The organism is Natrialba sp. SSL1 (assembly GCF_001861355.1).
In the GTDB taxonomy this organism is placed as follows: domain Archaea; phylum Halobacteriota; class Halobacteria; order Halobacteriales; family Natrialbaceae; genus Natrialba.
Genome location: NZ_MASN01000060.1, coordinates 379,782 through 401,939 on the forward strand (window position 1 = coordinate 379,782; position 22,158 = coordinate 401,939).

The 22,158-nt window shown below is 63.0% G+C and carries 21 protein-coding genes; 9 read left to right on the forward strand and 12 right to left on the reverse strand.

Annotation, left to right across the window (positions count from 1 at the left end; translation table 11 throughout):
- Nucleotides 1-236: 236 nt before the first annotated feature.
- The 3 genes from htpX (at nt 237) to BBD46_RS20750 (ending at nt 2,120) form a co-directional block, all read left to right on the forward strand.
- Nucleotides 237-1,130, forward strand: a complete 894-nt coding sequence (gene htpX / locus BBD46_RS20740; protein WP_071403547.1) for a zinc metalloprotease HtpX — start codon at nt 237-239, stop codon at nt 1,128-1,130.
- A gap of 112 nt (nt 1,131-1,242) precedes the next feature.
- Complete coding sequence (locus BBD46_RS20745) at nt 1,243-1,515, forward strand: DUF7472 family protein (protein WP_071403548.1); 273 nt, start codon at nt 1,243-1,245, stop codon at nt 1,513-1,515.
- Between the two features lie 119 nt (nt 1,516-1,634).
- Nucleotides 1,635-2,120, forward strand: coding sequence for a hypothetical protein (locus BBD46_RS20750; protein ID WP_071403549.1), 486 nt, complete (start codon nt 1,635-1,637; stop codon nt 2,118-2,120).
- Nucleotides 2,121-2,141: 21 nt separating this feature from the next.
- On the opposite strand, the gene priL is transcribed toward BBD46_RS20750, so the two are convergent.
- Nucleotides 2,142-3,416, reverse strand: coding sequence for a DNA primase regulatory subunit PriL (priL, locus tag BBD46_RS20755; protein WP_071403550.1), 1,275 nt, complete (start codon nt 3,414-3,416; stop codon nt 2,142-2,144).
- A 198-nt stretch (nt 3,417-3,614) separates the two neighbouring features.
- Between priL and BBD46_RS20760 the strand changes: the two genes are divergently transcribed.
- Nucleotides 3,615-4,550: an alpha/beta fold hydrolase gene (locus BBD46_RS20760; protein ID WP_071403551.1), complete on the forward strand. Its 936-nt coding sequence runs from the start codon at nt 3,615-3,617 to the stop codon at nt 4,548-4,550.
- Nucleotides 4,551-4,622: 72 nt separating this feature from the next.
- On the opposite strand, the gene BBD46_RS20765 is transcribed toward BBD46_RS20760, so the two are convergent.
- From BBD46_RS20765 to BBD46_RS20785, 5 genes are all read right to left on the reverse strand, one after another.
- Nucleotides 4,623-5,084, reverse strand: coding sequence for a HalOD1 output domain-containing protein (locus BBD46_RS20765; protein ID WP_071403552.1), 462 nt, complete (start codon nt 5,082-5,084; stop codon nt 4,623-4,625).
- 202 nt (nt 5,085-5,286) lie between these two features.
- A complete protein-coding gene (locus BBD46_RS20770) occupies nt 5,287-6,030 on the reverse strand; it encodes a DNA polymerase sliding clamp (protein ID WP_071403553.1) in 744 nt (247 codons plus the stop codon).
- A gap of 195 nt (nt 6,031-6,225) precedes the next feature.
- Nucleotides 6,226-7,662 carry a response regulator gene (locus BBD46_RS20775; RefSeq protein ID WP_071403554.1) on the reverse strand — a complete coding sequence of 479 codons (1,437 nt, stop codon included), beginning with the start codon at nt 7,660-7,662 and terminating at the stop codon, nt 6,226-6,228.
- A 79-nt stretch (nt 7,663-7,741) separates the two neighbouring features.
- A complete protein-coding gene (locus BBD46_RS20780) occupies nt 7,742-9,010 on the reverse strand; it encodes a response regulator (RefSeq protein ID WP_071403555.1) in 1,269 nt (422 codons plus the stop codon).
- Nucleotides 9,007-10,080, reverse strand: a complete 1,074-nt coding sequence (locus tag BBD46_RS20785) for a winged helix-turn-helix transcriptional regulator (RefSeq protein WP_071403556.1) — start codon at nt 10,078-10,080, stop codon at nt 9,007-9,009. Before BBD46_RS20785 ends, BBD46_RS20780 begins: the two co-directional genes overlap by 4 nt.
- A gap of 224 nt (nt 10,081-10,304) precedes the next feature.
- On the opposite strand from BBD46_RS20785, the gene BBD46_RS20790 reads away from it, so the two are divergent.
- The 4 genes from BBD46_RS20790 (at nt 10,305) to BBD46_RS20805 (ending at nt 15,425) form a co-directional block, all read left to right on the forward strand.
- Nucleotides 10,305-11,729, forward strand: a complete 1,425-nt coding sequence (locus BBD46_RS20790; RefSeq protein WP_071403557.1) for a DUF2334 domain-containing protein — start codon at nt 10,305-10,307, stop codon at nt 11,727-11,729.
- Complete coding sequence (locus BBD46_RS20795) at nt 11,726-13,375, forward strand: glycosyltransferase family 2 protein (protein WP_071403558.1); 1,650 nt, start codon at nt 11,726-11,728, stop codon at nt 13,373-13,375. Before BBD46_RS20790 ends, BBD46_RS20795 begins: the two co-directional genes overlap by 4 nt.
- A gap of 166 nt (nt 13,376-13,541) precedes the next feature.
- Entirely contained in the window at nt 13,542-14,462 is a 921-nt protein-coding gene (locus tag BBD46_RS20800; protein ID WP_071403559.1) for a hypothetical protein, read from the forward strand.
- 141 nt (nt 14,463-14,603) lie between these two features.
- Nucleotides 14,604-15,425, forward strand: a complete 822-nt coding sequence (locus BBD46_RS20805; RefSeq protein WP_071403560.1) for a 23S rRNA (uridine(2552)-2'-O)-methyltransferase — start codon at nt 14,604-14,606, stop codon at nt 15,423-15,425.
- 167 nt (nt 15,426-15,592) lie between these two features.
- Here the strand turns inward: BBD46_RS20805 and BBD46_RS20810 are convergent, their stop codons facing one another.
- On the reverse strand, nt 15,593-15,772 hold the full coding sequence (locus tag BBD46_RS20810; RefSeq protein WP_004267407.1) for a ribbon-helix-helix domain-containing protein: 180 nt from the start codon (nt 15,770-15,772) through the stop codon (nt 15,593-15,595).
- Nucleotides 15,773-15,912: 140 nt separating this feature from the next.
- Nucleotides 15,913-18,282, reverse strand: coding sequence for a twin-arginine translocase subunit TatC (locus BBD46_RS20815; RefSeq protein WP_071403561.1), 2,370 nt, complete (start codon nt 18,280-18,282; stop codon nt 15,913-15,915).
- 175 nt (nt 18,283-18,457) lie between these two features.
- On the opposite strand from BBD46_RS20815, the gene tatC reads away from it, so the two are divergent.
- The gene (gene tatC / locus BBD46_RS20820) at nt 18,458-19,495 is read left to right on the forward strand and encodes a twin-arginine translocase subunit TatC (protein ID WP_071403562.1); all 1,038 of its coding nucleotides are present in this window, start codon (nt 18,458-18,460) and stop codon (nt 19,493-19,495) included.
- Nucleotides 19,496-19,497: 2 nt separating this feature from the next.
- Here tatC and BBD46_RS22425 read toward each other — a convergent pair whose 3' ends face one another.
- From BBD46_RS22425 to larE, 4 genes are all read right to left on the reverse strand, one after another.
- Entirely contained in the window at nt 19,498-19,698 is a 201-nt protein-coding gene (locus BBD46_RS22425; protein ID WP_139173734.1) for a hypothetical protein, read from the reverse strand.
- A 447-nt stretch (nt 19,699-20,145) separates the two neighbouring features.
- Nucleotides 20,146-20,547, reverse strand: a complete 402-nt coding sequence (locus tag BBD46_RS20825) for a hypothetical protein (RefSeq protein WP_071403658.1) — start codon at nt 20,545-20,547, stop codon at nt 20,146-20,148.
- 165 nt (nt 20,548-20,712) lie between these two features.
- Nucleotides 20,713-21,072: a hypothetical protein gene (locus BBD46_RS20830; RefSeq protein WP_071403659.1), complete on the reverse strand. Its 360-nt coding sequence runs from the start codon at nt 21,070-21,072 to the stop codon at nt 20,713-20,715.
- A gap of 182 nt (nt 21,073-21,254) precedes the next feature.
- Nucleotides 21,255-22,094 carry an ATP-dependent sacrificial sulfur transferase LarE gene (gene larE, locus BBD46_RS20835; RefSeq protein WP_071403563.1) on the reverse strand — a complete coding sequence of 280 codons (840 nt, stop codon included), beginning with the start codon at nt 22,092-22,094 and terminating at the stop codon, nt 21,255-21,257.
- Nucleotides 22,095-22,158: the final 64 nt, after the last annotated feature.

A 22,158-nucleotide genomic window follows, 5' to 3' on the forward strand; every position in this document is an offset into this window, starting at 1 on the left:
GAAAACTCGACACGAAACGAGGGGGTTCGATGAGAGCCGAAATCCCGTCTGACGGGCGTCAGACATCAACTGGCTGTGAAATCACGGTCTCTCAGTCGGGGGGTTTCCATGCGAAACGGAGGGGGTCGAGCGGCGGGGACGCCCGGTCAGTTTCCGACAGAGGCACGGTTCGACTCGACACGACAGTTGACCGTGGGGTCAGGATACTTATTTCCACTGAGCACTTACAACGGCGTATGAACTGGCAGCCGGATTGGGGTCTTCGCGGCCGGATGTTCGTAACGATGTTCCTGCTGTTTGCGCTGTACATCGTCTTCGCCGGCGTCCTCACGCTGTACATTGGTGGCGGACCGTTGATGATTGTGGTGCTGTTTGGTGGGTTCTCGCTCGTCCAGTACTTCTTCAGCGACACGCTCACGCTTCGCAGCATGGGCGCAAAGGAGGTCTCGGCCGACGAGTACCCACAGCTTCACTCCTCGGTCGAACGGCTCTCACAGCAGGCGGACCTCCCGAAGCCAACGGTCGCCGTCGTCGACTCAAACGTGCCGAACGCGTTCGCGACGGGGCGCAACCAGCGCAACGCTGCTGTCGCAGTGACGAGTGGCCTGATGAACACGCTCGACCGCGAGGAACTCGACGGCGTCATCGCCCACGAACTCGCCCACGTCAAGAATCGCGACATGATGGTGATGACCATCGCGTCGTTCCTCTCGACGATCGCCTTCATGATCGTCCGCTGGGGCGCGTTCTTCGGCGGCGGTCACAGCCGCGGCGGTGGCGGCGGGAAAGGCGGTGCCGGAATCCTCGTCGCGATCCTCGTCTCGCTCGTGGTCTGGATCATCAGCTACGTCCTCATTCGCGCGCTCTCGCGCTACCGCGAGTTCGCGGCCGACCGCGGGGCCGCAGCGATCACCGGCAACCCCTCGGCGCTCGCCTCTGCGCTCCTGAAGATTTCGGGCGAGGTCGACAAGGTTCCGGACAAAGACATGCGCGAGGAGGCCGAGATGAACGCCTTCTTCATCATCCCGCTGAAGTCTGGTGTCGTCGGTCGGCTGTTCAGTACCCACCCTTCGACGGAACGGCGCGTCGAGCAACTCCGCGAACTCGAACAGGAACTAACCATGGCCTGAGGTCCCTGCCTCGCCCTCTTCCTGTCCTCTCATCGTTTCCGCCCTTTCGTTCGCTTGGTCCATCCGACCCCTTCGAAGCGCTTTTGACGCGTCCGGCGAAACGTTCGCTATAATGCTCGAGCGTGAGCGACTCATCGAACTGGTCGTCGCCGTCTCCTCCGTTCTCCTGATGCTCGGCGTCATGGCCAGCATCGGCACGAACTACGGTGGCGACGACGGAATTCTCACCCCTGACGGCGCACAGCTGCTCGTCGGGGCGATCATCGGCTTCGTCTTCCTTCTGACTATCGTCGGCATCGCCCTGGCGTTCGTCCTGAACGACCCCGAAGACGGACTCGAAAGCGACGACGACAACGTCGAGACGGACACGCCGGACGCGGTCTGACTGTCACGACGCGCTCCGCTACTATTTGCCGTCGCCTCGCTGTCTCTCCTCCCGTTCCTGTGCACTATTTCGTCTGCCTTCGCCGGCACGCTTTTCAGTCACTGCGCTGAAGTATTTGTATGACCAGTTCCGACACCGCGGCTGAGACGACCACAGCATCGCCACAGCCATCGCTGCTCGGCCAACTGGCCGTCCTCGCCGTCTTCGTACTGGTCGGGACCTCTGCCTTCGTCCGCTCGGCAGGGACCGTCTCACCGGGGTCTGCGGTCGGATTCACCGCTATTCTCGCCGGCTTCGGCGTCGTCCTCCTCTGGCGACGCGCGGCCAGAACAACCGATCGAGACGCTCACATCGATTACGACGCTCACTCCGCAGCGCAGACACAGGACACAGACGCCACTGAGGGCGACGCGCCCGCTCCCGATATGGACGGAGACGTGCCGGCGGACGAGTCGAACTCGAGTGTCTGGGATGCAATCCCCACCTGGCAGTACGAGGGTCGCCACGTCGAGTCGGGCGGCTTAGCTCGCAGCGAGCAGGAGAAAGCGTTGCAGGATATTCAACAGCAGGCGGCCGAGTTAGAAGCGGAACACGAGGAGAAGTAGCCCTTCTTCCCGGCTGTCTCTCTATTCCTGCTCGTTGGCGGGAGTGTCGCTGCTGGTGTCGGTCTCACCGCTGCTGTCGCTCTCCGTATCGTCGCTATCATCATCATCATCATCACTATCCCCTTCCCGCCAGTCCTCGAGTTCGTCGTCGTCAGCGTCGTCGACACGCTGCTCGTAGTAGGCCATCGGGTGCGGAATCCGCTCACAGAGGTCGTCCTTGTTCACACAGTCGCCGTACGACTGCATCGTCGCACACGAGGGGGGAGAGTACTCCGTCGGTGAGGTCTCGCCCCGAATGTGGTCCGTCTGGTAGCGCGTCATCTCCTCGCCGAACGAGGAGTTCACCCGATAGAGGTCGACGATTTCGTCCGTCGTCATGCCGATACTCGAGAGGAAGGCCGTGATGGCAAACCGGGAGTGATGGGGCAGGTGCTCGCCCTTCTGGACCTGGTCCAGCAGTGACTTCATACACGGCGGGAAAAGTTCAGGAACGACAGTGTCGATCTCGCGCGTGAGGTCGAGATTGGCGAGCACCTCCCGGACATCGTCGGCGGCGTCCTCGAGTGGGTCGCCGATCGTGGTGGGGACCTCGAAGGGGAGGCCGTCTTCGATTCGGTCGCGGATGGCTTCGCGCAGGAGGAGCAGGAGGTCGTCTTTCTCGACGGGGACCTCGCCGTCGGTCAGGGGTTGGTTGACGAGTCCCCACTTGTCGTCCCAGAGGTCGGCGGCGAGCGGGATGTAGGTGCCGACATCGATTCTGAACCGGTCAGCGTTGTCGGGGTCGGTTGCTGTGGTTGTGCCGGTTGTGCCGGCTGTGGCTGTGTTGGTGCCGGTGCTGGTCCCGGATCCGGAACCGGGTCCGGCCCCGGTCCCGGTACTCGCACTCGCCGACACGGACTCGGCAGTGACCGTCTCCTCGAGGTCGAACTCCGCGAGGAGTTCTGCGAGCTCAAGCCCCGTCGACTCGACGCTCTTGAGTTCGGTTGTACTCTCGAGGTCGGCGGTGAATCGTTCGTGGGCGGTCTCAGCCTCGGCGCGGGCGTACCGGCGCACGAGGACGCGTTCCTCAACCATCGAGACGAGGACGCGCGCGACCGGATAGGAGAGCAGTTCGGTGCGGGGGTCCCGGTGGGGCTCGCCAATCTCGCCGTCTTCGAGCGCGGTAATCACTCGTTGTCGCGCGCGCTCGACGACTGCTCGCTCCTGCTCGACGACGGTAGCCAGATCGACCGTCTCCGTCGCCACGGTCTCGCGGGCGGCTTCGAGAAACGGGTACCGAGCGTGCAGTCGCTGCATCGGTAATGGGAAGCTACTCTGATGGATTAAGTCCACTGATTGTCGCTGGCTCGCGACGGTGTCGGTAACTAATGATTACGGCTCTGTCTGACCGCGCTGTCTGATCGCGTTTTCCGCCTTTCGCACAGGCGTGTCCCGCCGTCGCACGGGCCGAAGACGAGCCCCCAATTCAAGAGGATCCGACCCGTTGTCTCGCCTATGCCACGGGCGACGCGGGACGGCGTGTCGATCTACTACGAGTTCGACGAGCGACCGATGGACGAGCGACGAACCGCGACACCCGTCGTCTTCCTCCAGGATCTGGGATACGGCCGGTGGATGTGGCGCTGGCAGCGCGAGGCCGTCGCACGCGAGTTCGGTGCCCCCGTAATCGCGCCCGATCTGCGCGGCACCGGCCGTTCGGACGCCGGCCTCCCGCCGCTCGTTCCTCGTCTCCCCGGTCGACTCCGAACTCCACTGCTCCAAAACGTAGCGGGCTACTCGGTGTCTGGGCTGGCGGCCGACCTGGAGGCCGTCCTCGACGACGCCGGCGTCCACAGCGTCCACCTCGTCGGCTCAGGTCTCGGCGGAATGATCGCCCAGCAGTACGCCATCGACCACGACCGTGCAGCCTCGCTGACGCTCTGCGGGACGACCCACGGCGGGGCGGACGCCGGTCCAATCACCGACGAAATACCCAGCCGGCTGCTCGCCGCCTCCGCCGGCGGGAGCGAGCGCGAACGCCTCCGCGAGCAACTGCGTCCCGTTTTTACCCCCGCGTTCACCAACCGGAACCCGCATCTGATCGACCAGGTACTCGAGTGGCGACTCGAACAGGATGCGAGCCGGCCGGCACTCGAGGCACAACTCGGTGCGTTCCTCGGGTTCGACAGTAGCGCCGAGTTGGACAAGATCGATGTGCCGACGCTGATCGTTCACGGGACGAACGACGAGGTTGTTCCCTGGCTGAACGCCAGGTTGCTAGAAGAGGCGATCCCAGATACCCGTCTCGAGGTGATCGAAGGAGGGCCACATCTGCTCGGTGTCGAGCGCGCGGACGAAGTAACGGACGCACTCCTGTCGTTCGTAGCGGCCCAGGAGGATGAAGATGCGTTCGCCGCTACAAGGACGCCTCGAGTTACCGACTCGAGGTAGCTCGGATCTGTTCGATCGACGGTTGCGTTTGTACTGATTGTACGGTGTGCTTGTGCTGGGGTGAGTGTTGTCTCAGGCGGTTGCTGTATCGGTTTCGTCGGTATCGGTGTCAGTGTCAGTATCGGCCCCAGTTGCACGCCGCACCGTGACCGTTCCGGCACTGTGCAGTCCGACATCGAACCCAGCGTAGGTGAACCAGAGTTCCTGCTCGCCAGCATCCGCTTTCGCCGCCGCGTGTTCGAACACCCGATCCAGCGCGTCCGGATCGATGACGTGTGCCAGTGCTGGCAGTTCAGCCGGACGGGTGTCCGTGAGCGCAGCAATTGTGAGAACGACGCGCTCGCTTACGCTGTCTGTTGTTGGGTCGAAACCGGTGGTGTACTCGAGTGGGTTTGAGTTTGGGTTCGAGTCAGCGTCTGAGTGTAGTTCTGATTGGCCATCTGTCTCCGCTCCCGAGTGGGTTCGCTGGTCCGGTTCATCCGCTGATTCCTGGTCCTCGAGGTCACCGTCGCACGTATCGTCGCTGGAGGGCATGGTTGTATCCCTCCCACCAGTACTGGACAGGTAACGACTGTCCTGTCTCTGTGCAGCCTTTATGTCAGGTCTGGCGGACTGTCAACGGTAGATCACGGTCACCGAACGAAGACAGCAGTGATCGGTGCTGGTCCGGCAGAAAAACAGTGTCAACTGCGATCACCCGCTCCTCTCTTCGAGACCGCCCGCGAAAACTCCGGACTCAGTCGCTCTGGATACGCGGTGCGAGCATGTAGGTCACCTGGCCCTGCCCTTCCGCGAAGCCGAAGTAGATCTTGACCGGGAACTCCTCGCCGAGGTGCAGCGTGACCTCGGTGTTCGAGGGGATCGCCTTGTTCATATCCTTCAGGTAGTCCAGACTGAACAGCGAGTGGGCGGGACCGGCCTGCAGGTCGATCAGGTCTTCTTCGGTGAGTTCGAGGTGAACGTCGTCGGTGTCGCCCTCCGCATCGACGTAGAACGACTCCTCGCCCTCGTTGACACCCAGGGCGATGTGGTCGGAGACCATGTCCGCCGCCGTCACCGAGCGGTTGACGTCCTTTCCTTCGAGGACGACCTCCGCCGGCAGGTCGAGTTCCGGAATGTCTGGCTCCTGACGGATGCTGTCCGGATCGATGAGCGCGAGGGTGTACTCGAGTCCGTCGATCTGGATGTGGAGCTTGCGGGTCTCTTCGTCGAGTTCGAACTGGATGAGCTGGCCGGATTCGGCCATGCCCGCGATGTCTTCGAGCCGGGAGAGGTCGACGCCGATCAGCCCGCCGTCGGCCTCGTAGGATTCGAAGGCGGCCGCGTCGAGCGAGAGGTCGACCATCCCGACGTTTGCGGGGTCGACGGCTCGAATTTCGAGTCCGTCTTCCTCCAGGTGGATCTTACACTCGTCGACCAGCACGCTAATCGAGTCGAGCGCGCTGGTGAGCGTTTCCGCGCTCACGATGGCCTTAAACATATGAATCGGGCTACGGACGGTTGGCATAAAAAGGCACCCTTTCGGACGAGAACCGTGCCGGAAGTGGTGGTTGCTACGGCGGCACTGATGCACGGTCGTGAGTGGTGGTGCACCTCGCGTCGGTAGCGGTGCACGTCAGTAGTGATGCACGTCGGCAGCGCCGGACGCCACGCCGGCTGTCCGCTGTGGCCCATTTCAGTCAGTAGCGCCGTATACGTCCGTAATCTCGAAGCGAACTCCTCCGTCGTCGCTCTCGGTTGCAGTCACACTCCAGCCGTGGGCGTCGACGATATCCTGGACGATTCGAAGACCGAGTCCGGTGCCGTCTGGGTTGGTCGTGTAGCCGGACTCGAAGACGGTCTCGCGCTTATCTGGCGGAATACCGGGCCCGTCGTCCGCGACGAAGAACCCGTCCTCGAGACGCCCGACTGTGATCGTCACCGTCTCTGTTCCGTCATCTTCGTGAACGCCGTGCTCGAGGCTGTTTCCGAGGAGGTTCTCGAACAGTTGCACGAGCCGATTCTGGTCCGCCTGAACCCGCACGTCGTTCGGTATCTGAATATCGAGCGTCGCTGCCAGATGAGGCGGCGGATTCCAGGCGTTCTCGACGGTTTCCACGATCGAGATCGGTTCGCTGTCGTCGATAACGTTCCCGGCTCGAGCGAGCACCAGCAGGTCGTCGATAAGGGTCTCCATTCGCCGGTGTGCGGCTGCAACGTCGTCGAGAAACGGGACGTCGTCGGCTTCTGCCCGCGCCAGTTCGAGATAGCCCGTTGCGGCGGCAAGCGGTCCGCGGAGGTCGTGTGAGACGGTTCCCGTAAACTCCTTGAGTCGCTCGTTCTGCCGACTCAGCCGTTGCTCGGCGAGCTTCCGGAGCGTTATGTTGTGCTGGAAGCCGACGAAGTACGGTGTCTCGCTGTCGTCGATCGGTGCGATCGTCACCTCGTTCCAGAACATCGTCCCGTCGAGACGGTAGTTTCGAACTTCCGTTGTTATCGGCTCTCGCGCCTCGATTGCCGTTCGCATTCGATCGACCGGCTCCTGCTCGGTTCGTTCTCCCTGCAGAAACCGACAGTTTCGATCGAGTACCTCCGCGGCGGGATAGCCGGTCAGGTCGTAAAACTCCTCGTTGGCGTAGACGATCGGATTATCGGGGAGACTCGAGTCGGTTAGTACGATCCCGACCGGTGCTTCGTCCATTGCGGCGTTCTTGCGCTGGAGTTCTTCGAAGGTACGATGGCGCTCGACTGCGGTTGTAATTCGTGACGCGAGCAGGTCGTACTGTGCCATCCCGCGTTCTTTCCGGAGATAATCGGTGATGCCGCGCCGAATCGCCTCGCTTGCAACCTCCTCCGAACCAGCGCCGGTAAACAAAATAACCGGTATCGTGGGGTCTTCCTCACGAATTGCATCGTGTAGGTCGAGCCCCGACAGCCCCGGCATCTCGTAGTCACAGACGACACAGTCGTACTCTCGCGTTCGAAATCGCTCCAGTGCAGCCGCGGGATCCGTTTCCGTCTCGACGACGATGTCGTCCTCGAGTCGCTCGAGTACGGTCTCCGTGAGTCCGAGAATAACGCTATCGTCGTCGACACAGAGCACACGAATCTCGTCGTCCGCTGCCGCCGCCATACCGATCCTACGCGGTCGAGATGCTTCAAGCTTCGAGCGCTGCTCTCGAGCTGGGACGCCGATGTACTGCGCCCCCCACTCACGCAGCAGCGTTCAATGCAACGCGGAGGACCGGCTCTCCGTCGCCATCAGCCGGGTTGACGACTCCTATCTCGCCGCCGTAGCGGTCGAGAAACGTCTGCACGAGCACCGACTCGATGTCGCTTCCCTCGTGTAGCTCATCGACCGTCGCTTCGAGCACCGGCTTCTCGAGTGCGGGGGCGACGAGATCAAACCCGGCGCTGATCCGGTCCCCGCCCCGTCCGTCGGTATTGGCGATGCGTCGGTCGCTTTCGGTGGCTGTTCGTTCGGACTCTGGCTCCGTCTCAGGCCCCGACCTCGACTCGACGCCCCCCTCCATCTCCTGCTCCGCTCGGAACGGCCGCAGAACGATTCGCTGCTGTGAGACACTGCTGCGCTCGACGAGCGTATGTACCACCGCTCTGACAACGATTCCGAGAAACCGATCTGCGTGCACCCGAACGTCGGCTTCCGATGTCACATCGCACTCGAACGTCACGTCGCCGTAGCGCGTTTCGAGCCGGTCGATCGCAATCTCGAGTACCGGCTCCAGTGCGACGGACTCGAGTACCGGGTTCGGCGTCTCGATCGCCTGCACCAGTGCGCTGATCGAGTCCGTGAGGTCGACGATGTGCTCTCCCGCGTCGATGATCCGTGAGACGGTCCGCTTCGTGTCGGGATCGCTCGGCGAGAGCTCCGCCGCCCAGCCCAGGATTACCGCGGCGTCGTCGCGATACTCGTGGCGGACGTGCCAGTGGAGCAACGCTAACTCGCGGCGCTGGCGTTCGATTTCGGCCCGCCGGCGCTGGCGCTCGATGGCGTAGCTCACGGTCTGTCCGAGCAGCCGCGGTGTTACGTGCTCTTTCATCAGAAAGTCCTGTGCGCCGTGCTCGACCGCCCGCTGGCCGAGTTTGGTGTCGTCCATTGCAGTCAGAACGACGACCGGTATCTCGTGCGTGTACTCGAGTACCGAGGTCAGTGTATCGAGGCGACTCGAGTCGGGGAGGTTCAGATCGAGGAGGATGAGGTCGAACGGGCGGCTGGTCTTCTCGGCTGCGGTCGTGTCGTCTGTTTCGGGCGTGCCGGGCGTGCCGGGTGTGTCGGGTGTGTCGATCGCGTTTCGAGCCTCCGCCAGCGTTTCGACGTGTTCGACGGCGACCGACTCGAGCGGTGCGTCCTTCAGTTTCGAGAGTTGCTGGAGCATCGTCTGATACAGCCGCGCCTGCAGGTCGTCGTCCTCGACGAGGAGGATCGACGGGCTGTCTGTTGGTGCGCTCGGTGCTGTCATTCGTTTTCATCACCGTCTCTGCCGTTGTCTGTGCTGGTGTCGTCAGTCGACTCTTCGGACACGTGGGTTCGGTTCTGGGTGTGATCGTGGTTGTGTTTCTGGTCCCGATCGGAGTCGTGGTTGTTGTCCTGGTCCTGCCCGTGTTCGTACTCGTACTCGTACCCGTGCTCTTGCTCGCGGCGCTCTACGTGACTCGTACCCGCAGACTCCGGTGCCGCTGTCGATCGCAGCCGCCGCCAGGGCGCTCTCGCCTCGGCAGCCGCCGCTCGGTCCTGCTCGAGTGTCGCCAGTTCGCCCGCTACCTGCTGGTAGGCCTCCGTCGTCGGTGCCGTCGGTCCGAGGTGGCGCTCGACGAACGCCAGTCGGTGACGACGCGAACGAATGTCCCGTCCAATCGAGGACTCCGCTCTGAGTCGCGTCAACCGCCCAACGGCATCTCGGAGGGTAGTTTTCGAGAGCGGATCGCGGACCAACACGTCTGCCGGAATCGACACATCGTCGGGTGAGACATCGCCTGACGTCACGATCGCGACTGGTGTTCGCTGGCCGGCCGTCTCGAGTGCGGCTGCGATTGCGGGGCCGTCGAGTGTCGGCAGGTCGCTCGCGAGCACCGCCACATCGATGCTCTCATCGAGCAAGCGGAGCGCCTCCTTGCCGTCTGCGGCCGTTACCACGTCGTAGTCGGTTTGCAACCACAGCGCGTACAGCTCCCGGAGCCGCGGATCGTCTTCGGCGAGCAGGACCGTCGGCACGCCGCGCTCGGTTGCGTACGTCGCGTCCCACTCTGCGAGCGCCTCGAGGAGTCCGTACAGTTCACGCCCGGCACCGGTCAGTTCGTACTCGACGCGGCGGGGCTGTTCCTGCAGGACGTCACGCGAGACGACGCCGTGGTCGCGCAGTTCCTCCAGATTCTCCGACAGCACCTTTCCCGAGATGCCCGCGAGTTCGCGCTTCAGATCGCCGAACCCGAGTCGACCGTTGGTCGCGAGGGCGACGATCAGCCGGGGCTTCCACTTGGTGCCGAGGATCGCCAGTGCGGTCGACTCCGCTGGGGTCGGGGGAGTGCTCATAGGTTGTCAGTGTGGGTCGCGGTCGTGGGTGAGCGTTCGTCTGTGGGCCATCGGTTGTGGCCATCTCTGCGGGCCAGGCTGTCGATCAGTGGTTGCTGTCCTCGTCACCGATGATAAATAGCGGGCCCGTACGGAACGGAAAACTGGTGTTACCTCGAGGTAACCAGCCGAGGCTACATCCAGGTCGCTGACAGTACTGCCTGTCTCGGCTCTCTCCGTCTGGTATGAGTTCACTTCCGTCCACCTGTCCTGTCTGCCGGTCGCGCACGCTCACTGCAGCGCACATCGACGAACACGACTGCGGCCACGTCGCGCCGGAAGACGACTTTGCGGACGGCTGTGAGAAGTGCAACCGACAGGTGTCGGCGGACGAGCTCACGCGGCTCCAGACAGTCGGTCGGTGTCTCGAGTGCGATTCGCTGGCAACCGACGATTTCGACCTCAATCTGGATGTCGCGCCGCCGCTCCCGACGGTGACGTTTCCGACGCTCCCGTCGCGAGCGGACAACCTGAACTGGCTACCGGCGCGCTACGTCCCCGAGTCGCGGCTGGCTCGGCAACTGCTGAGTTCGGCGCTCGTCGTGATGGTGCTCCTGGCCGGGATCACGGGGGCGATATCGGTGATGCCGATGCTCGAGAGCGAGCCGGCGACGGTTGCAGCGGGCGAACCGGAGTGGGAGGAGTACGACTCCATCGTGCTGTTCAGAAACGACGACGTGCAGGCCTGGTACAATCAGGACGAACTCCGGGACGTGAATCAGGTGTTCATCGACGAGGAGGTGCCGGTGACGTTGGGAATCATCCCCGATACGAACGGCGAGGCACCGTTGACCGACGACCCCGACCTCTGTACGTACCTGCAGTCGCTCGAGACCGACTACCCCGGCCAGTTCGAGATGGCACTGCACGGCTACACCCACGAGCCGGTGACGGAGTTCTACGGTGCGAGCGAGTTCGGCGACCTCCCGGCTGACGAGCAACGCGAGCGGCTCGAAGCCGGCGAGGAACTGCTCGATGAGTGTGTTCACTCGCCGTCCTCGACGTTCATCCCGCCGATGAATACCTACGACGAGACGACGGTGTCGGTTCTCGAGGACGCGAACTACACCACCGTTTCGGGTGGCTCGTGGTTTACTGATGCGCATTTCGATGGGAACGAGACTGTCTTCGAAGACGGTGACCTCGTCCACATCCCCGAAACCCAGCCGTTCGAGAACTGGACAGCCTACGAGGAACGGGTGCTCGAGGCGGAGGAGTCGGCTGATAACAACGAATCCGACGAAATAGTCGTCCCGTTCGAGGACCTCGAAACACTCACCGACTCGTTCGACGAGGCCCACGCGGCGAACGACGTCCACGTCGTGATGTTCCACTACCAGTACTTCACGACCGACGAGCGCGTCGAGCAACTCGAGTTACTCGTCCAGCACACGAAAGACGAGGACGCGGGCTTTCTGACCATCGAGCAGTTCGCACTCGGACTCGAGACGGGGACGGTCGAGCAGACGGACGACGGCTGGCGCGTCCTCGAGCCCGCTCACGTCGCGATTGCGGCGGAGCAAGCCGAGGCGGCCGCTGCGGACCGCGGTACCGAGGACGGAGATGCTGAACAATCGCTTGCCAACATAACACAGAGGGTGGGCCGATGAACCCCATCGTGATCGCGCCGGTCGCCCTCGGCCGCGACCGCGCACGGTTCGCCGTCCGACGGATCCAGTCGGTCAAGTGGCGCTCGGTCGCGCTGTTTCTCTCCGCACTGGTGCCGTTCTGGCTCCTGATCGACGTGATGGCCCCACAGACGCTGTACGCCATCGCACTCCTCGTCGTCCTGTTACTGCTCTATCTCGGCTGGTCGTACTACGTGGTCGAACGCGCCACACGGTTCAGAGCGGTCTTCGGAACGCGCGGGTTGGCAGTCGCCGTCACCTGCTACATCGGACTCATCATCTGGCTGGGCTGGCTCAGGCCATCACTGCTTGCGCTCGTCCACCTCGGGGCCGTCGTGTTGATTTTCGTCTACTACTGGTTCATCGCGTTCATCGCGTTCTTCCACGACCAGGTCGGCCGCTCGAAGTACGTCCCAAAACCGCCCTACCCACAGCTCACCGTCCTCATTCCGGCTTACAACGAGGAAGGCTACGTCGGCCGAACGATCCAGTCACTGCTCGATACTGACTACCCCGCAGACGCACTCGAGATTGTCGCGGTCGACGACGGTAGCACCGACGGCACGTTCGCCGAGGCGAGCGCCTTCGCCGCCGCGAGCGAGCGGGTCTCGGTCGTCAGCAAGACGAACGGCGGCAAGTACTCCGCGCTAAACTACGGCCTCCTGTTTGCCTCCGGCGACATCATCGTCACCGTCGACGCCGACAGTATCGTCGACCCAGACGCCCTGAAACACATCGTCGCACCGTTCGCCGCCGACGAGGACATCGGTGCCGTCGCGAGCAACGTCACCATCTGGAACCGCGACTCGCTCGTCACTCGCTGCCAGCAACTCGAGTACACCATCGGTGTGAACATCTACCGGCGCGCGCTCGATTACTTCGGCATCGTGATGGTCGTCCCCGGCTGTCTGGGTGCGTACCGCCGCGAGGTGCTCTCGGAGGTGTTCGCCTACGATCCGGATACCCTCACGGAGGACTTCGACGTGACGATGAAGGTGCTTCGGGCCGGCTACCGCGTCTCTGTGAGTGATGCGCGGGTCTACACCGAAGCGCCGGCGACGTGGCACGACCTCTACCGTCAGCGCCTGCGCTGGTACCGCGGCAACTACATGACGATTATCAAGCACTGGTCGGTCGTGACGGACTCGTCGTACGGCTACTTGAACCGGATCGCGCTCCCGTTCCGGCTGGTCGAGATGTTCTTCCTGCCGCTTGCGAGTTTCGTCGTGCTGGCGTACATCGCCTGGCTGATCGCTGCCGGTCACGTGCTCACCGTGCTCGCGGTGTTCGTTTTCTTCACGAGCATCGTCTTCCTGATCGCGGCGCTCGGCATCCAGATCGAGGGCGAGGACTGGCGGTTGCTCGTCTACGCGCCGCTGCTCGTCGTCGGCTACAAGCAGTTTCACGACGCGCTCAACGTCAAGTGTCTGCTCGACGTGCTCACGGCCCCAGAACTCGGCTGGACGCGCGCAGCCCGTATCGAGCAGGTTGTGGCAAGCCCGGACGCAGGTGCGATCCCAGAGCCGACTGCGAGTGCATCGCCGTCTCCAGCCCCGACTCCTGAGGCAGGACCACCGACAGAAACGGAGACAGAGAGCGAGACCGTCGCCGATACGGACTCGAAGTAATACTGCCGGACAGAACTATTCGCAGATCGGTCGCGCTACTGCGGCCGTTCCCTTCGGGGATGGCCGCGACTTCGCGATCGACTGTTCACTGACCGTTTGCCGGACCATGCGGGTCCCGTGCTGTGCAGGCACGATACCCTTCCCGCCACTCCCACTACGCCCGGCTATGAGCCCCACATTCACGGACGACGATGTCGGGAAGGCCGTCGAGAGCGCGAACGGCGACTCGCTCGGCATCGTGGTCTCCGTCGAGCCGGAAACCGCGTACGTCGACCCGGATCCGGAAACCACCGACTCGATCAAGGCCGTCCTCGACTGGGGGAGCGAGTCGGAGGGCGCGGTGCCGGTGACGGACGACGCAGTCGAGCAGGTGACGGAGGACGCGATTCGACTGACTCCCGCTGTTCCAGAGGAGAGCATCACGAGCGACGAGCCTCGAGACGCCGGCCGAACCGCTGAGCGGCGAGCGGACCGACAGGCGGCGACGGGCGCTGAGCGCGGCAACGACGAGTACACGCCCGGCGAACCGGTTTCGGGCGACACTACCGAATCCGAAACCGGTATCGACGGCACCGAGGAGGGCCCCGGCACGACGGCGGGCGACACCTCAGAGCCGATGATCGGCGACGAGCACTACGACGATCTGGAGGACGAGCCACGCGTGGATCCGGACGAGCAACTGGAAGCGAAACCGGAAGCGGGTGAGACGGAACCAGCAGAGCGAGGCGAGACTGACGCTTCCGAACTGTCGGCTGACGAGCCACAACCCGACGAACTAGACGCCGTCGAGGACGAGGCCAGCCGCGGACTCGAGGTCGACCCCACCGAGCTGACGGACCGCGATGCAGACGCCGAAATCGACCCCAGCGAAGATCTGGGCCAGCGAACGGATGCGGAAGTCGAACCCGAAATGGACCTCGAAGAGCGCTCGGATGCCGACGTCGCGCCGGGTCATATGGACGAACGCCGCCGTGACGACGCCGAGGTAGATCCGGAGCGAATCGATTCCGAAGTCGGTGAGGGGGCTGGCGCCGATGATGAGCGGGCAAGCGAAGAGGAAGATGACGACACGTCGTCTTCACAGTAACTCGTAGTAACGCCACAGCGCCGGCACACGTCCTCTGAACGTCTACCACAGAACGCCCTCCGTCGAACACCGGCAGTCGAACGCCGAAAGTCGCGACACCTATCCGTCTTCACCCGCTAGTACGACCAACTGAATACCCGCATGGCACGAAAGGACCACTACTACAACAAAGCAAAGCAGGAAGGCTACCGCAGCCGGGCAGCCTACAAGCTCAAACAGCTCGACCAACTCGAGAACGTCATCTCCGGCGGCGACACCGTCGTCGACCTCGGTGCCGCCCCCGGCGGCTGGCTCGAGGTCGCCGCCGAAGCCGTCGGCCCCCAGGGCCAGGTGATCGGCGTCGACCTCCAGCGCATCCGAGACTTCGACGACCACGACACCATCGAAACCCTTCGCGGGGACATGACCGAAGAACGAACTCGCGAGCGCGTTATCGAGGCTGCAGGCGGCGACGCCGAGTCAGCAGAGACCGGCACGGCCACCGGAACCGGCGGCCCCGTCGACGTCGTCATCTCCGACATGGCACCCAACATGTCGGGCGAGTACTCCCTCGACCAGGCCCGCTCGCTCCACCTCGCCCGACAGGCGTTCGAGACTGCACTCGAGTTACTCGACACGGACGGCGACTTCATCGTCAAGGTGTTCGAGGGGCCGGACGTTGACGACTTCCGTGCGGATGTCGAGGAGGAGTTCCAGTACGTGCGTGCGACGAGTCCGAAGGCGTCGCGCGATGAGTCCTCGGAGATCTACTTCATCGGGAAGGGGCGACTCACTGCGCCGGTGAACTCGGGTGATGAACTCGAAGTGGAAATCGTCGACACGGGGACGGAAGGTGACGGAATCGCCTCGGTCGAGGGCTATCGGCTGTTCGTGCCGGGAACTGCGGAGGGTGATGTTGTGACGGTTCGTGTCGGTGACGTGAAGCCGAACTTCGGGTTCGCAGAGCGGATTGACGAGGAGTAGAGTCGGGTTCTGTCTTTCATCTGGTTTCTTCGCGTTTCGGCTCTTGTCTCCCGGTGTTCGCTCCTGTTTTGCCGGTTTGCTGTTTCTGGCCGTTATCGTTCTAGTATTGTACTGCCCATTGCCATCTCTGCGTGACCGGCTCGCGACCCGCTGTCTCCCCGCCTCCCTTACTCCTCGTCGGTGTCGAGCCGGTCGTGTCGGTCGTCGATTTCGTCGAGCAGATCGAGCGTTTTCCGGATCGAGGCGCGGATCGCGTCGCTTCGGTTGACGAACTTGCCGTCGTCGCCGACGTGGCCGTCTAAGTCGTCGAGCAGTTCCTGTGGGATTTCCACGCTGATTTTGGGCATCAGTCTAGCAGCCCGTTTCGTAGCCTCCTCCCTTAAGTCGTGGGACAGCGGTGCCGTGGTTGGCGAATGTCGGCGTTGCTGCAAGGTGGGGACCAGGAAGTAGCAGTGTTGCTGCGAGAACAGCCGTGTGTGGTGGCGATTTACGTCGTCGCTTCGGGTTCTGGCTCCGGACCGGTCTCGTCACCGCCGCGGCCGCCACCGCCGAAGAGCCGGCCGCCGCCGGTGAGCAGGTACAACACGCCGAGCCCCAGCATGTAGGTCAGTGCGATCGGGATCGCGAACAGGAGCATCGTCAGGATCCCTTTCGGGCTGGCGATGGCCGCGATGGCGAAGATACCGACCACGACCGGCCGCCAGCGTTTGAGCATCGTCCGGTAGCTGATGATGCCGCCGACGTGGAACAGCGCCATCGTGACGACGATGTTGAACAGGAAGCCGATGCCGATGGTCGTGAAGATTACCAGCCAGAAGAAGCTGCTGATCCGGTAAGAGACCACCATGCCGTTGGTGATCGCGTCCGAGACGAGGTACGAGATGACCGCGGGTGCGACCCAGAAGAACCCGAGGTAGGTCCCGAACGCGAAGCCGCCCAGCAGCGAGCCGCCCCAGACGACGAAGACGCGCCGGTCACCGCGGACCAGTCCGCGCTCTTTCATCGCCGGCCAGCCGTAGTACAGCACCATCGGAAGGATGGCGACGATGGCTGCGAGCACACTCACCTTCACCTCGAAGATCAGCACTTCGACCGGGTGGAGCGCGATGACGATGTCCATCTCCATGATGAGTTCGTCGAGGGTCATCCCGGCCGGATCGACGTCGTTGCGGACGGCGACCTCGTGGAGGATGTGCTCTGGAACGCGGTCGAGGAACATCGTAAGGATCCAGCCGAGTCCGCCCTGGTAGAGCCAGAAGAACGTCCCGCCCATGACGACCATGAAGACGGCCACGATGCGGAACATCTTCGACGTGAGGCTGTTGAGGATGAACGCGATGTCGTAGGCGTAGCCGCCGATGTCGTCTTCGTCCGTCTCTTCCTCGGTGAACGGATCGAGCATGCCGGCGGCCGTACTCGCGAAGAGGCCGCCTTCCTCCTCCTCGTCGGCGTCGGCCTGGCTCAGCCCTTCGCCCTGGATCTCGGTCCCGCCTTCGCCTTCTTCGGACTCGGCCCCGGCCTCAGCCTCAGCTTGCGCCTGCTGTTCGTGCAGCGTATCGAACCGGTCCAGAATCGCCTGTGCTTTCTCCCGGTTGTCGTCGTACATCGCCTTCCGAGCCGTCTCCATCGCCCGGTCCTCGTCCATCTTGAGGAACACCGTCGCCGGCACCTCCTCGATGTCTTCGGGCATGAGCATCTCGAAGTCGACGTCGTCCGGATCGCTCGCCGATCGAATGTCGCCCTCGCGCGGGTACACCGGTGCCTGCAGTACCTTGATCGTATAGAGGAACAGGACGGCTACTCCCAGCCCGAGGGCGACCACGAGCCCCACCGCGACATCTCCAAGCAGGCCGTACTCCACGGCGACCGACTCGAGTCCGAGCGGGCCATCGGGACCGGGGTGTGCCCACTCAGGGAGCGACGGGTAGATTGCTTGCTCGAGGTAGTCGAAAGCACCCTGATTGACGGCTGCGGCGATGGCGGCCGCAGCGACGACTAATACGCCGACGAACTGGATGACGAGCCGTTTGAGGTGGTCGGTTCCGGTGCCGTCGGTTTCGGCTGCGCCGCGCCGGCGGATGTTCGAGACGACTTTGGCGAGGCCGAGACTGAAGATGTAGAGTGCGACCATCGGCATCGCCCACATGATGAGTGTGAACGGGTCCGGTGGGGAGAACAGCGCGCCGAAGACGGTGACGCCGACGATGGCGTGGCGCCACTTGTCCCGGAACGTCTCGTAGGGGACGATTTCGGTGTACGAGAGGACGCCCATAAAGAGCGGCAACTGTGCCGCAAGGCCGAACGAAAGCGTCAGTAGCGCCATGAACTCGGTGAACTCGGTAATTCCGAAGCTCGGCTTGACGCCGGCGTTGACGGCGTTGCCCGCGAGGAAGTCGAACGCGTACGGGAAGAAGATCGAGTAGGCGTAGGTGATCCCGATACAGAAGAGGACGACCGACGTGAGGCCGAAACCGGCCATATACTTTCGCGAGATGGGGACGACGCTCTTGTAGCCGCGGCGGCGAAGCGCGTCGCGGGAGAGATACAGCAGGGCGGGGATCGCGAGGAGGATCCCGACGAGCATCCCGATTTTCGCCTGTAAGAGGATCACTTCGAACGGTGTCCGTGTGATGAGGTCCGTCGAACTCGCCACGTACGGCGACATCTCCGCTTTCGCCGTCGCTTCGAGAAAGTCCCAGATGAAGACGCGCAACGCATAGAAGGAGCCGATAAAGCCGATAACGAAGACGATAAACACCTTCTGCAGATGCGTCTGCGCGCTCGAGAACATCGCGCCGAGGGTTTCACGCCCACTGTTTATCGCGCGGGCGGTATCCTCATCGACGGCAGAACTCATTTCGTGTGCTGGGGTAACTGACATCCAGTTATCAACCTTTCGAGTCAGGGACCCCTTGATCACGGAAGTGTCCGTGAGACGGCCCGAATTTCCGACCGGTCACACGGCTTGTCACTCTCTCCCGGTGCTCGTAAGAAAAAGGCCTATAACTGGCGGCCTATCTATATCCCGATAGATGTCGGACGAGTCGGCGGACGCGGGGGAGAGTGTGGACCCCGATGAGGACCCTGCGAACGGAGACGAGGAGCCGTCGCCATCGTCTGGGTCGGACGCGCCGGAGACGCCAGCGGACTCAGAGGCGGAGGCGGAGGCGGAAGCGGAAGCAGAAACAGACGCGGACGCCGACACTGACACTGACACTGACGCTGACGCCGACCACCCAGTCGAAACCGACGGCGAAGGCGTCGTTGGCGGCCACGAACCCGGCTCGGAGTCAGACGATCCGTCATATCCCGACCCTGACGAGGATGTCGGCGGTATTTCGACGCCGCCGGACGACCAGGAGATGCCTCTCGCAGACCACATCGAGGAGATGATCCTCCGGGTCGCGGTCGTCTTGCTCTTCGCGTCGGCCGGGACGGCAATCGGACTGCTCGGGGCCTCCCAGGCGATCGAGCACATCTGGTTCAACGTCTTCCCGTACGAAATCGAGAACGTCCCGCCGCCACACGTCTACCACCCACTCGAGCTGTGGCTGACCCGAATCAAGGTCTCGGCACTGCTCGGCATCATGGTCGGGCTGCCGGTGTTCGTCTACCAGTGTTACCGGTTCATGAAGCCGGGCCTGTACCCGCATGAGCGCAAGTACTACCTCGCAGCCGTGCCGACGAGCGTCATCCTCGCAGGGATCGGAATGCTGTTCTCCTACGTGCTCGTCCTTCCGATTCTCTTCGAGTACTTCACGTTCTACGCAGAGGGCAGTGCGGACATCGCCTACGCGCTCGGCGACACCTTCGATCTGATCATCACGCTGATCGGCTTCCTCGCCATCGTCTTCCAGATTCCGCTGTTCATCATGCTCGCGATCATGATGGGCGTGACGACCCGGCGCTGGCTCGCGGACAAGCGCCTGTACTTCTGGGCGGCCTTCTTCGGGCTGGCGTTCATGTTCACGTTCGACCCGACCGCGATGGCCCCGATCCTCGTGGGAATCACGATGATCCTGCTGTTCGAGGGCACACTGCTGATCCTGAAGTGGGTCGGCGTGGACTGACTTCATTCGCCTTCCTGCCCGCAGCCAGTGTCGTGAACGATGCTCTCACTCACGCGTTTGCTCTCTCTGAGTAGCCCACTCGAGTAGCCGTCCGATCGCACGCACTCGTTGGTGGGTTGTCCGTGCTCGACGGCGTGCTTGTGGCTGCTCAACAGCGGGTGCACGTGCTCCACGACGGCTTGTGATCGTACTGGAGTACCCACACGGATGCGTCCTCACACCGTCTTCGCTCGGCTGTGCTGATTCCAGCTACGCTCGGCGTTGCTTCGATGTGATCTGGTATCGTTGAGCACCCTTGTATCTCGAGTACCCGCATCGTCGTTGCGTGGCCTTCCTGCCAGGAACACCGTCACCGTCGAACGAGTTCGTCAGTACATGCTTGGCAGACGAAACGCCGAGTGTGGTCCGACACCTGCACGTGGCGTCCGTCAGGACTCGCGAGAAAACAGTCTGGAGGCAACTAGCGAACGAAACAGGCCCGTTAGGGTTAGTGGTTTTTGTCGACGAAAGCTTCGCACTCGCTGCTGCTGTGCGTTGTGGGGGATTGTCGACGTGCCGTGATTCCGGAGCAGAAAACAGGTGTTGGAGCCGGCTGTGACCACCATTCAAAACACAACAGGAACGGACAGCCGTCCAGCATCCGTGGCCGATCAGTCAGCCGACTGCTGGTGACCGGACTGGTGCTCTGTCTGGGACTGTGCCTGTGCCTGCTCGTGCCCGCCGTCGGTGGTTGGCAGTGCGATCTGAACGATGTCTCGTGTCTGTCGGCCCAGATCGGTCGCAAAGCGCAGTACGTTTTTCATTCCCTGCTCACCGGGTGCGCGGTAACACGCGATCAGCGACCACATGACCGCGACGCCGATCGAACCGGCGGCCGAGAACGTCATGCCCATCGTGCCGTAGGTGAACGCGTAGATGCCACCGATCGTCATCGAGGGGACACTCGAGCCGAGAGGGACGCGAGCCGAGGCGTCTTTGATCGTTGGTGCGAGGAAGACGATCGAGAGAACGCTTCCAGCGAGAAAGACCAGATCTTGCCACATCATTTCCATCATCAAAACTGCTTACTCGGTAGTGAGTAAAAAGTCTCTCGGTGTCGAAAACCGCACGGAAACAGGACTCTCGCGCAAACGTGGTTGTCTGAGAGCAGATAGTGACACTGGGTATTGACAGTCGTCCGATAGTGGGTGTCCGAACAACTCCGCGGCGTCCACGGCTCAGCGATGCGACCGCGTCCGCACCGCCGCGTACTCTCGGGCCGCCTCGAGTGAGCCCGCACCGTCGTACCGGGCCGAAAAGAGCAGCATAAACCGGCGCGCGAGTTCGTCACAGCGCTCGAACGTCAACACCGTTCGTACCCGCTGGCGCTCGCTGCACTCGAGTTCCGGGTAGCTCGTGACGGTCAGTGCATAGCCGGGCCGGTCGCTGTCATCCAGCGAGGCGGGGGCGACTTTCAGCCGCAGGTCTTTGGAGACGTGGTCGTAGAGGCGGTACTGGTGCTCTCGTTCGTGGTCGGCGGGCGTGTACGCTCGGGCGGTGTGGACGGCCCACTCGGGCGGCAGATCGGCGTCGTCCATCGGGTACTGGTACTCGATCTGTTGTGACGTTCGTGTCGTCTCGTGCAATATTGTCGGACACTGTGGCGGCTGCTGCGCCAGTAGCGTGTTCAAGGGGCAAAATCACGTTATATTTTGACCGAACGGTCACTTCTGTCCGGTCGATTCGAACGAACGAAAATCGAGAATCGGCGGAGCGGCGGTCAGTCATCCGACTCGGTCGCAACCGTTTCGTCCGACTCCGGACTGACGCTCCCCGTTCGGTAGCCGTGGAGATCGAGCGTGACGTGGTCGAAACCCAGGTCCGAGAGTTCGTCGCGAACGGTCTCGACGAACTCGCGCTGGAGGGCGCGCTCGAGTTCCGCGGGCGAGACTTCGATGCGGGCGAGGCCGTCGTGATCGCGCACGCGGAACTGGTCGAACCCCCACTGTCGCAGCAGTGCTTCGGCCCGCTCGACGCGCGTCAGTCGTTCTTCGGTGACCTCGAGTCCGGTCGGGATGCGCGAGGAGAGACACGCCATCGAGGGTTTGTCCGCCACCGAGAGGTCGTACTGGTCGGCGATCGCCCGCACCTCGTCTTTCGTGATGTCGTGGGCTAACAGCGGCGAGTGGATCTCGAGTTCCTCGACGGCCTGCAGCCCTGGTCGATGGCCCGCGCCCGGGTCGTCGGCGTTGGTCCCGTCGCAGACGGTTTCGATGCCGAGATCCCGGGCGGTCTCGATCATCTCGCCGAGGCGCATCGTCCGACAGTGATAGCAGCGCTCGTCGTCGTTCTCGACGAACTGGTCGCTCTCGAGTTCGGAGAAGGAGACGATTTCGTGACGGATGCCGATTTCGTCGGCGACGCGCGCTGCGTCCTCGAGTTCGGCTTCGGGGAGCGTCTCGCTCTTTGCGGTGCAGGCGACGGCGTCGTCACCGAGCGCGTCGTGGGCGAGTGCGGCGACGACACTCGAGTCGACGCCGCCGGAGAAGGCGACGAGGACGCCGTCGTGGGTGGCCAGTTCGTCGCGGGCGGCCTCGCGTTTCGCCTCGACCGTTGTCATGGCCCCTGGTTCGGACTGCGCGGGCAAAAGCGCGTTGTCGTCGTCGTGTGCTGCCGGTCCCCAG

Coding starts and splice junctions, on each gene's coding strand:
- htpX (WP_071403547.1), top strand. CDS start 237: ATGAACTGGCAGCCGGATTGGGGTCTTCGCGGCCGGATGTTCGTAACG.
- BBD46_RS20745 (WP_071403548.1), top strand. CDS start 1,243: ATGCTCGAGCGTGAGCGACTCATCGAACTGGTCGTCGCCGTCTCCTCC.
- BBD46_RS20750 (WP_071403549.1), top strand. CDS start 1,635: ATGACCAGTTCCGACACCGCGGCTGAGACGACCACAGCATCGCCACAG.
- priL (WP_071403550.1), bottom strand. CDS start 3,416: ATGCAGCGACTGCACGCTCGGTACCCGTTTCTCGAAGCCGCCCGCGAG.
- BBD46_RS20760 (WP_071403551.1), top strand. CDS start 3,615: ATGCCACGGGCGACGCGGGACGGCGTGTCGATCTACTACGAGTTCGAC.
- BBD46_RS20765 (WP_071403552.1), bottom strand. CDS start 5,084: ATGCCCTCCAGCGACGATACGTGCGACGGTGACCTCGAGGACCAGGAA.
- BBD46_RS20770 (WP_071403553.1), bottom strand. CDS start 6,030: ATGTTTAAGGCCATCGTGAGCGCGGAAACGCTCACCAGCGCGCTCGAC.
- BBD46_RS20775 (WP_071403554.1), bottom strand. CDS start 7,662: ATGGCGGCGGCAGCGGACGACGAGATTCGTGTGCTCTGTGTCGACGAC.
- BBD46_RS20780 (WP_071403555.1), bottom strand. CDS start 9,010: ATGACAGCACCGAGCGCACCAACAGACAGCCCGTCGATCCTCCTCGTC.
- BBD46_RS20785 (WP_071403556.1), bottom strand. CDS start 10,080: ATGAGCACTCCCCCGACCCCAGCGGAGTCGACCGCACTGGCGATCCTC.
- BBD46_RS20790 (WP_071403557.1), top strand. CDS start 10,305: ATGAGTTCACTTCCGTCCACCTGTCCTGTCTGCCGGTCGCGCACGCTC.
- BBD46_RS20795 (WP_071403558.1), top strand. CDS start 11,726: ATGAACCCCATCGTGATCGCGCCGGTCGCCCTCGGCCGCGACCGCGCA.
- BBD46_RS20800 (WP_071403559.1), top strand. CDS start 13,542: ATGAGCCCCACATTCACGGACGACGATGTCGGGAAGGCCGTCGAGAGC.
- BBD46_RS20805 (WP_071403560.1), top strand. CDS start 14,604: ATGGCACGAAAGGACCACTACTACAACAAAGCAAAGCAGGAAGGCTAC.
- BBD46_RS20810 (WP_004267407.1), bottom strand. CDS start 15,772: ATGCCCAAAATCAGCGTGGAAATCCCACAGGAACTGCTCGACGACTTA.
- BBD46_RS20815 (WP_071403561.1), bottom strand. CDS start 18,282: ATGAGTTCTGCCGTCGATGAGGATACCGCCCGCGCGATAAACAGTGGG.
- tatC (WP_071403562.1), top strand. CDS start 18,458: ATGTCGGACGAGTCGGCGGACGCGGGGGAGAGTGTGGACCCCGATGAG.
- BBD46_RS20825 (WP_071403658.1), bottom strand. CDS start 20,547: ATGGAAATGATGTGGCAAGATCTGGTCTTTCTCGCTGGAAGCGTTCTC.
- BBD46_RS20830 (WP_071403659.1), bottom strand. CDS start 21,072: ATGGACGACGCCGATCTGCCGCCCGAGTGGGCCGTCCACACCGCCCGA.
- larE (WP_071403563.1), bottom strand. CDS start 22,094: ATGACAACGGTCGAGGCGAAACGCGAGGCCGCCCGCGACGAACTGGCC.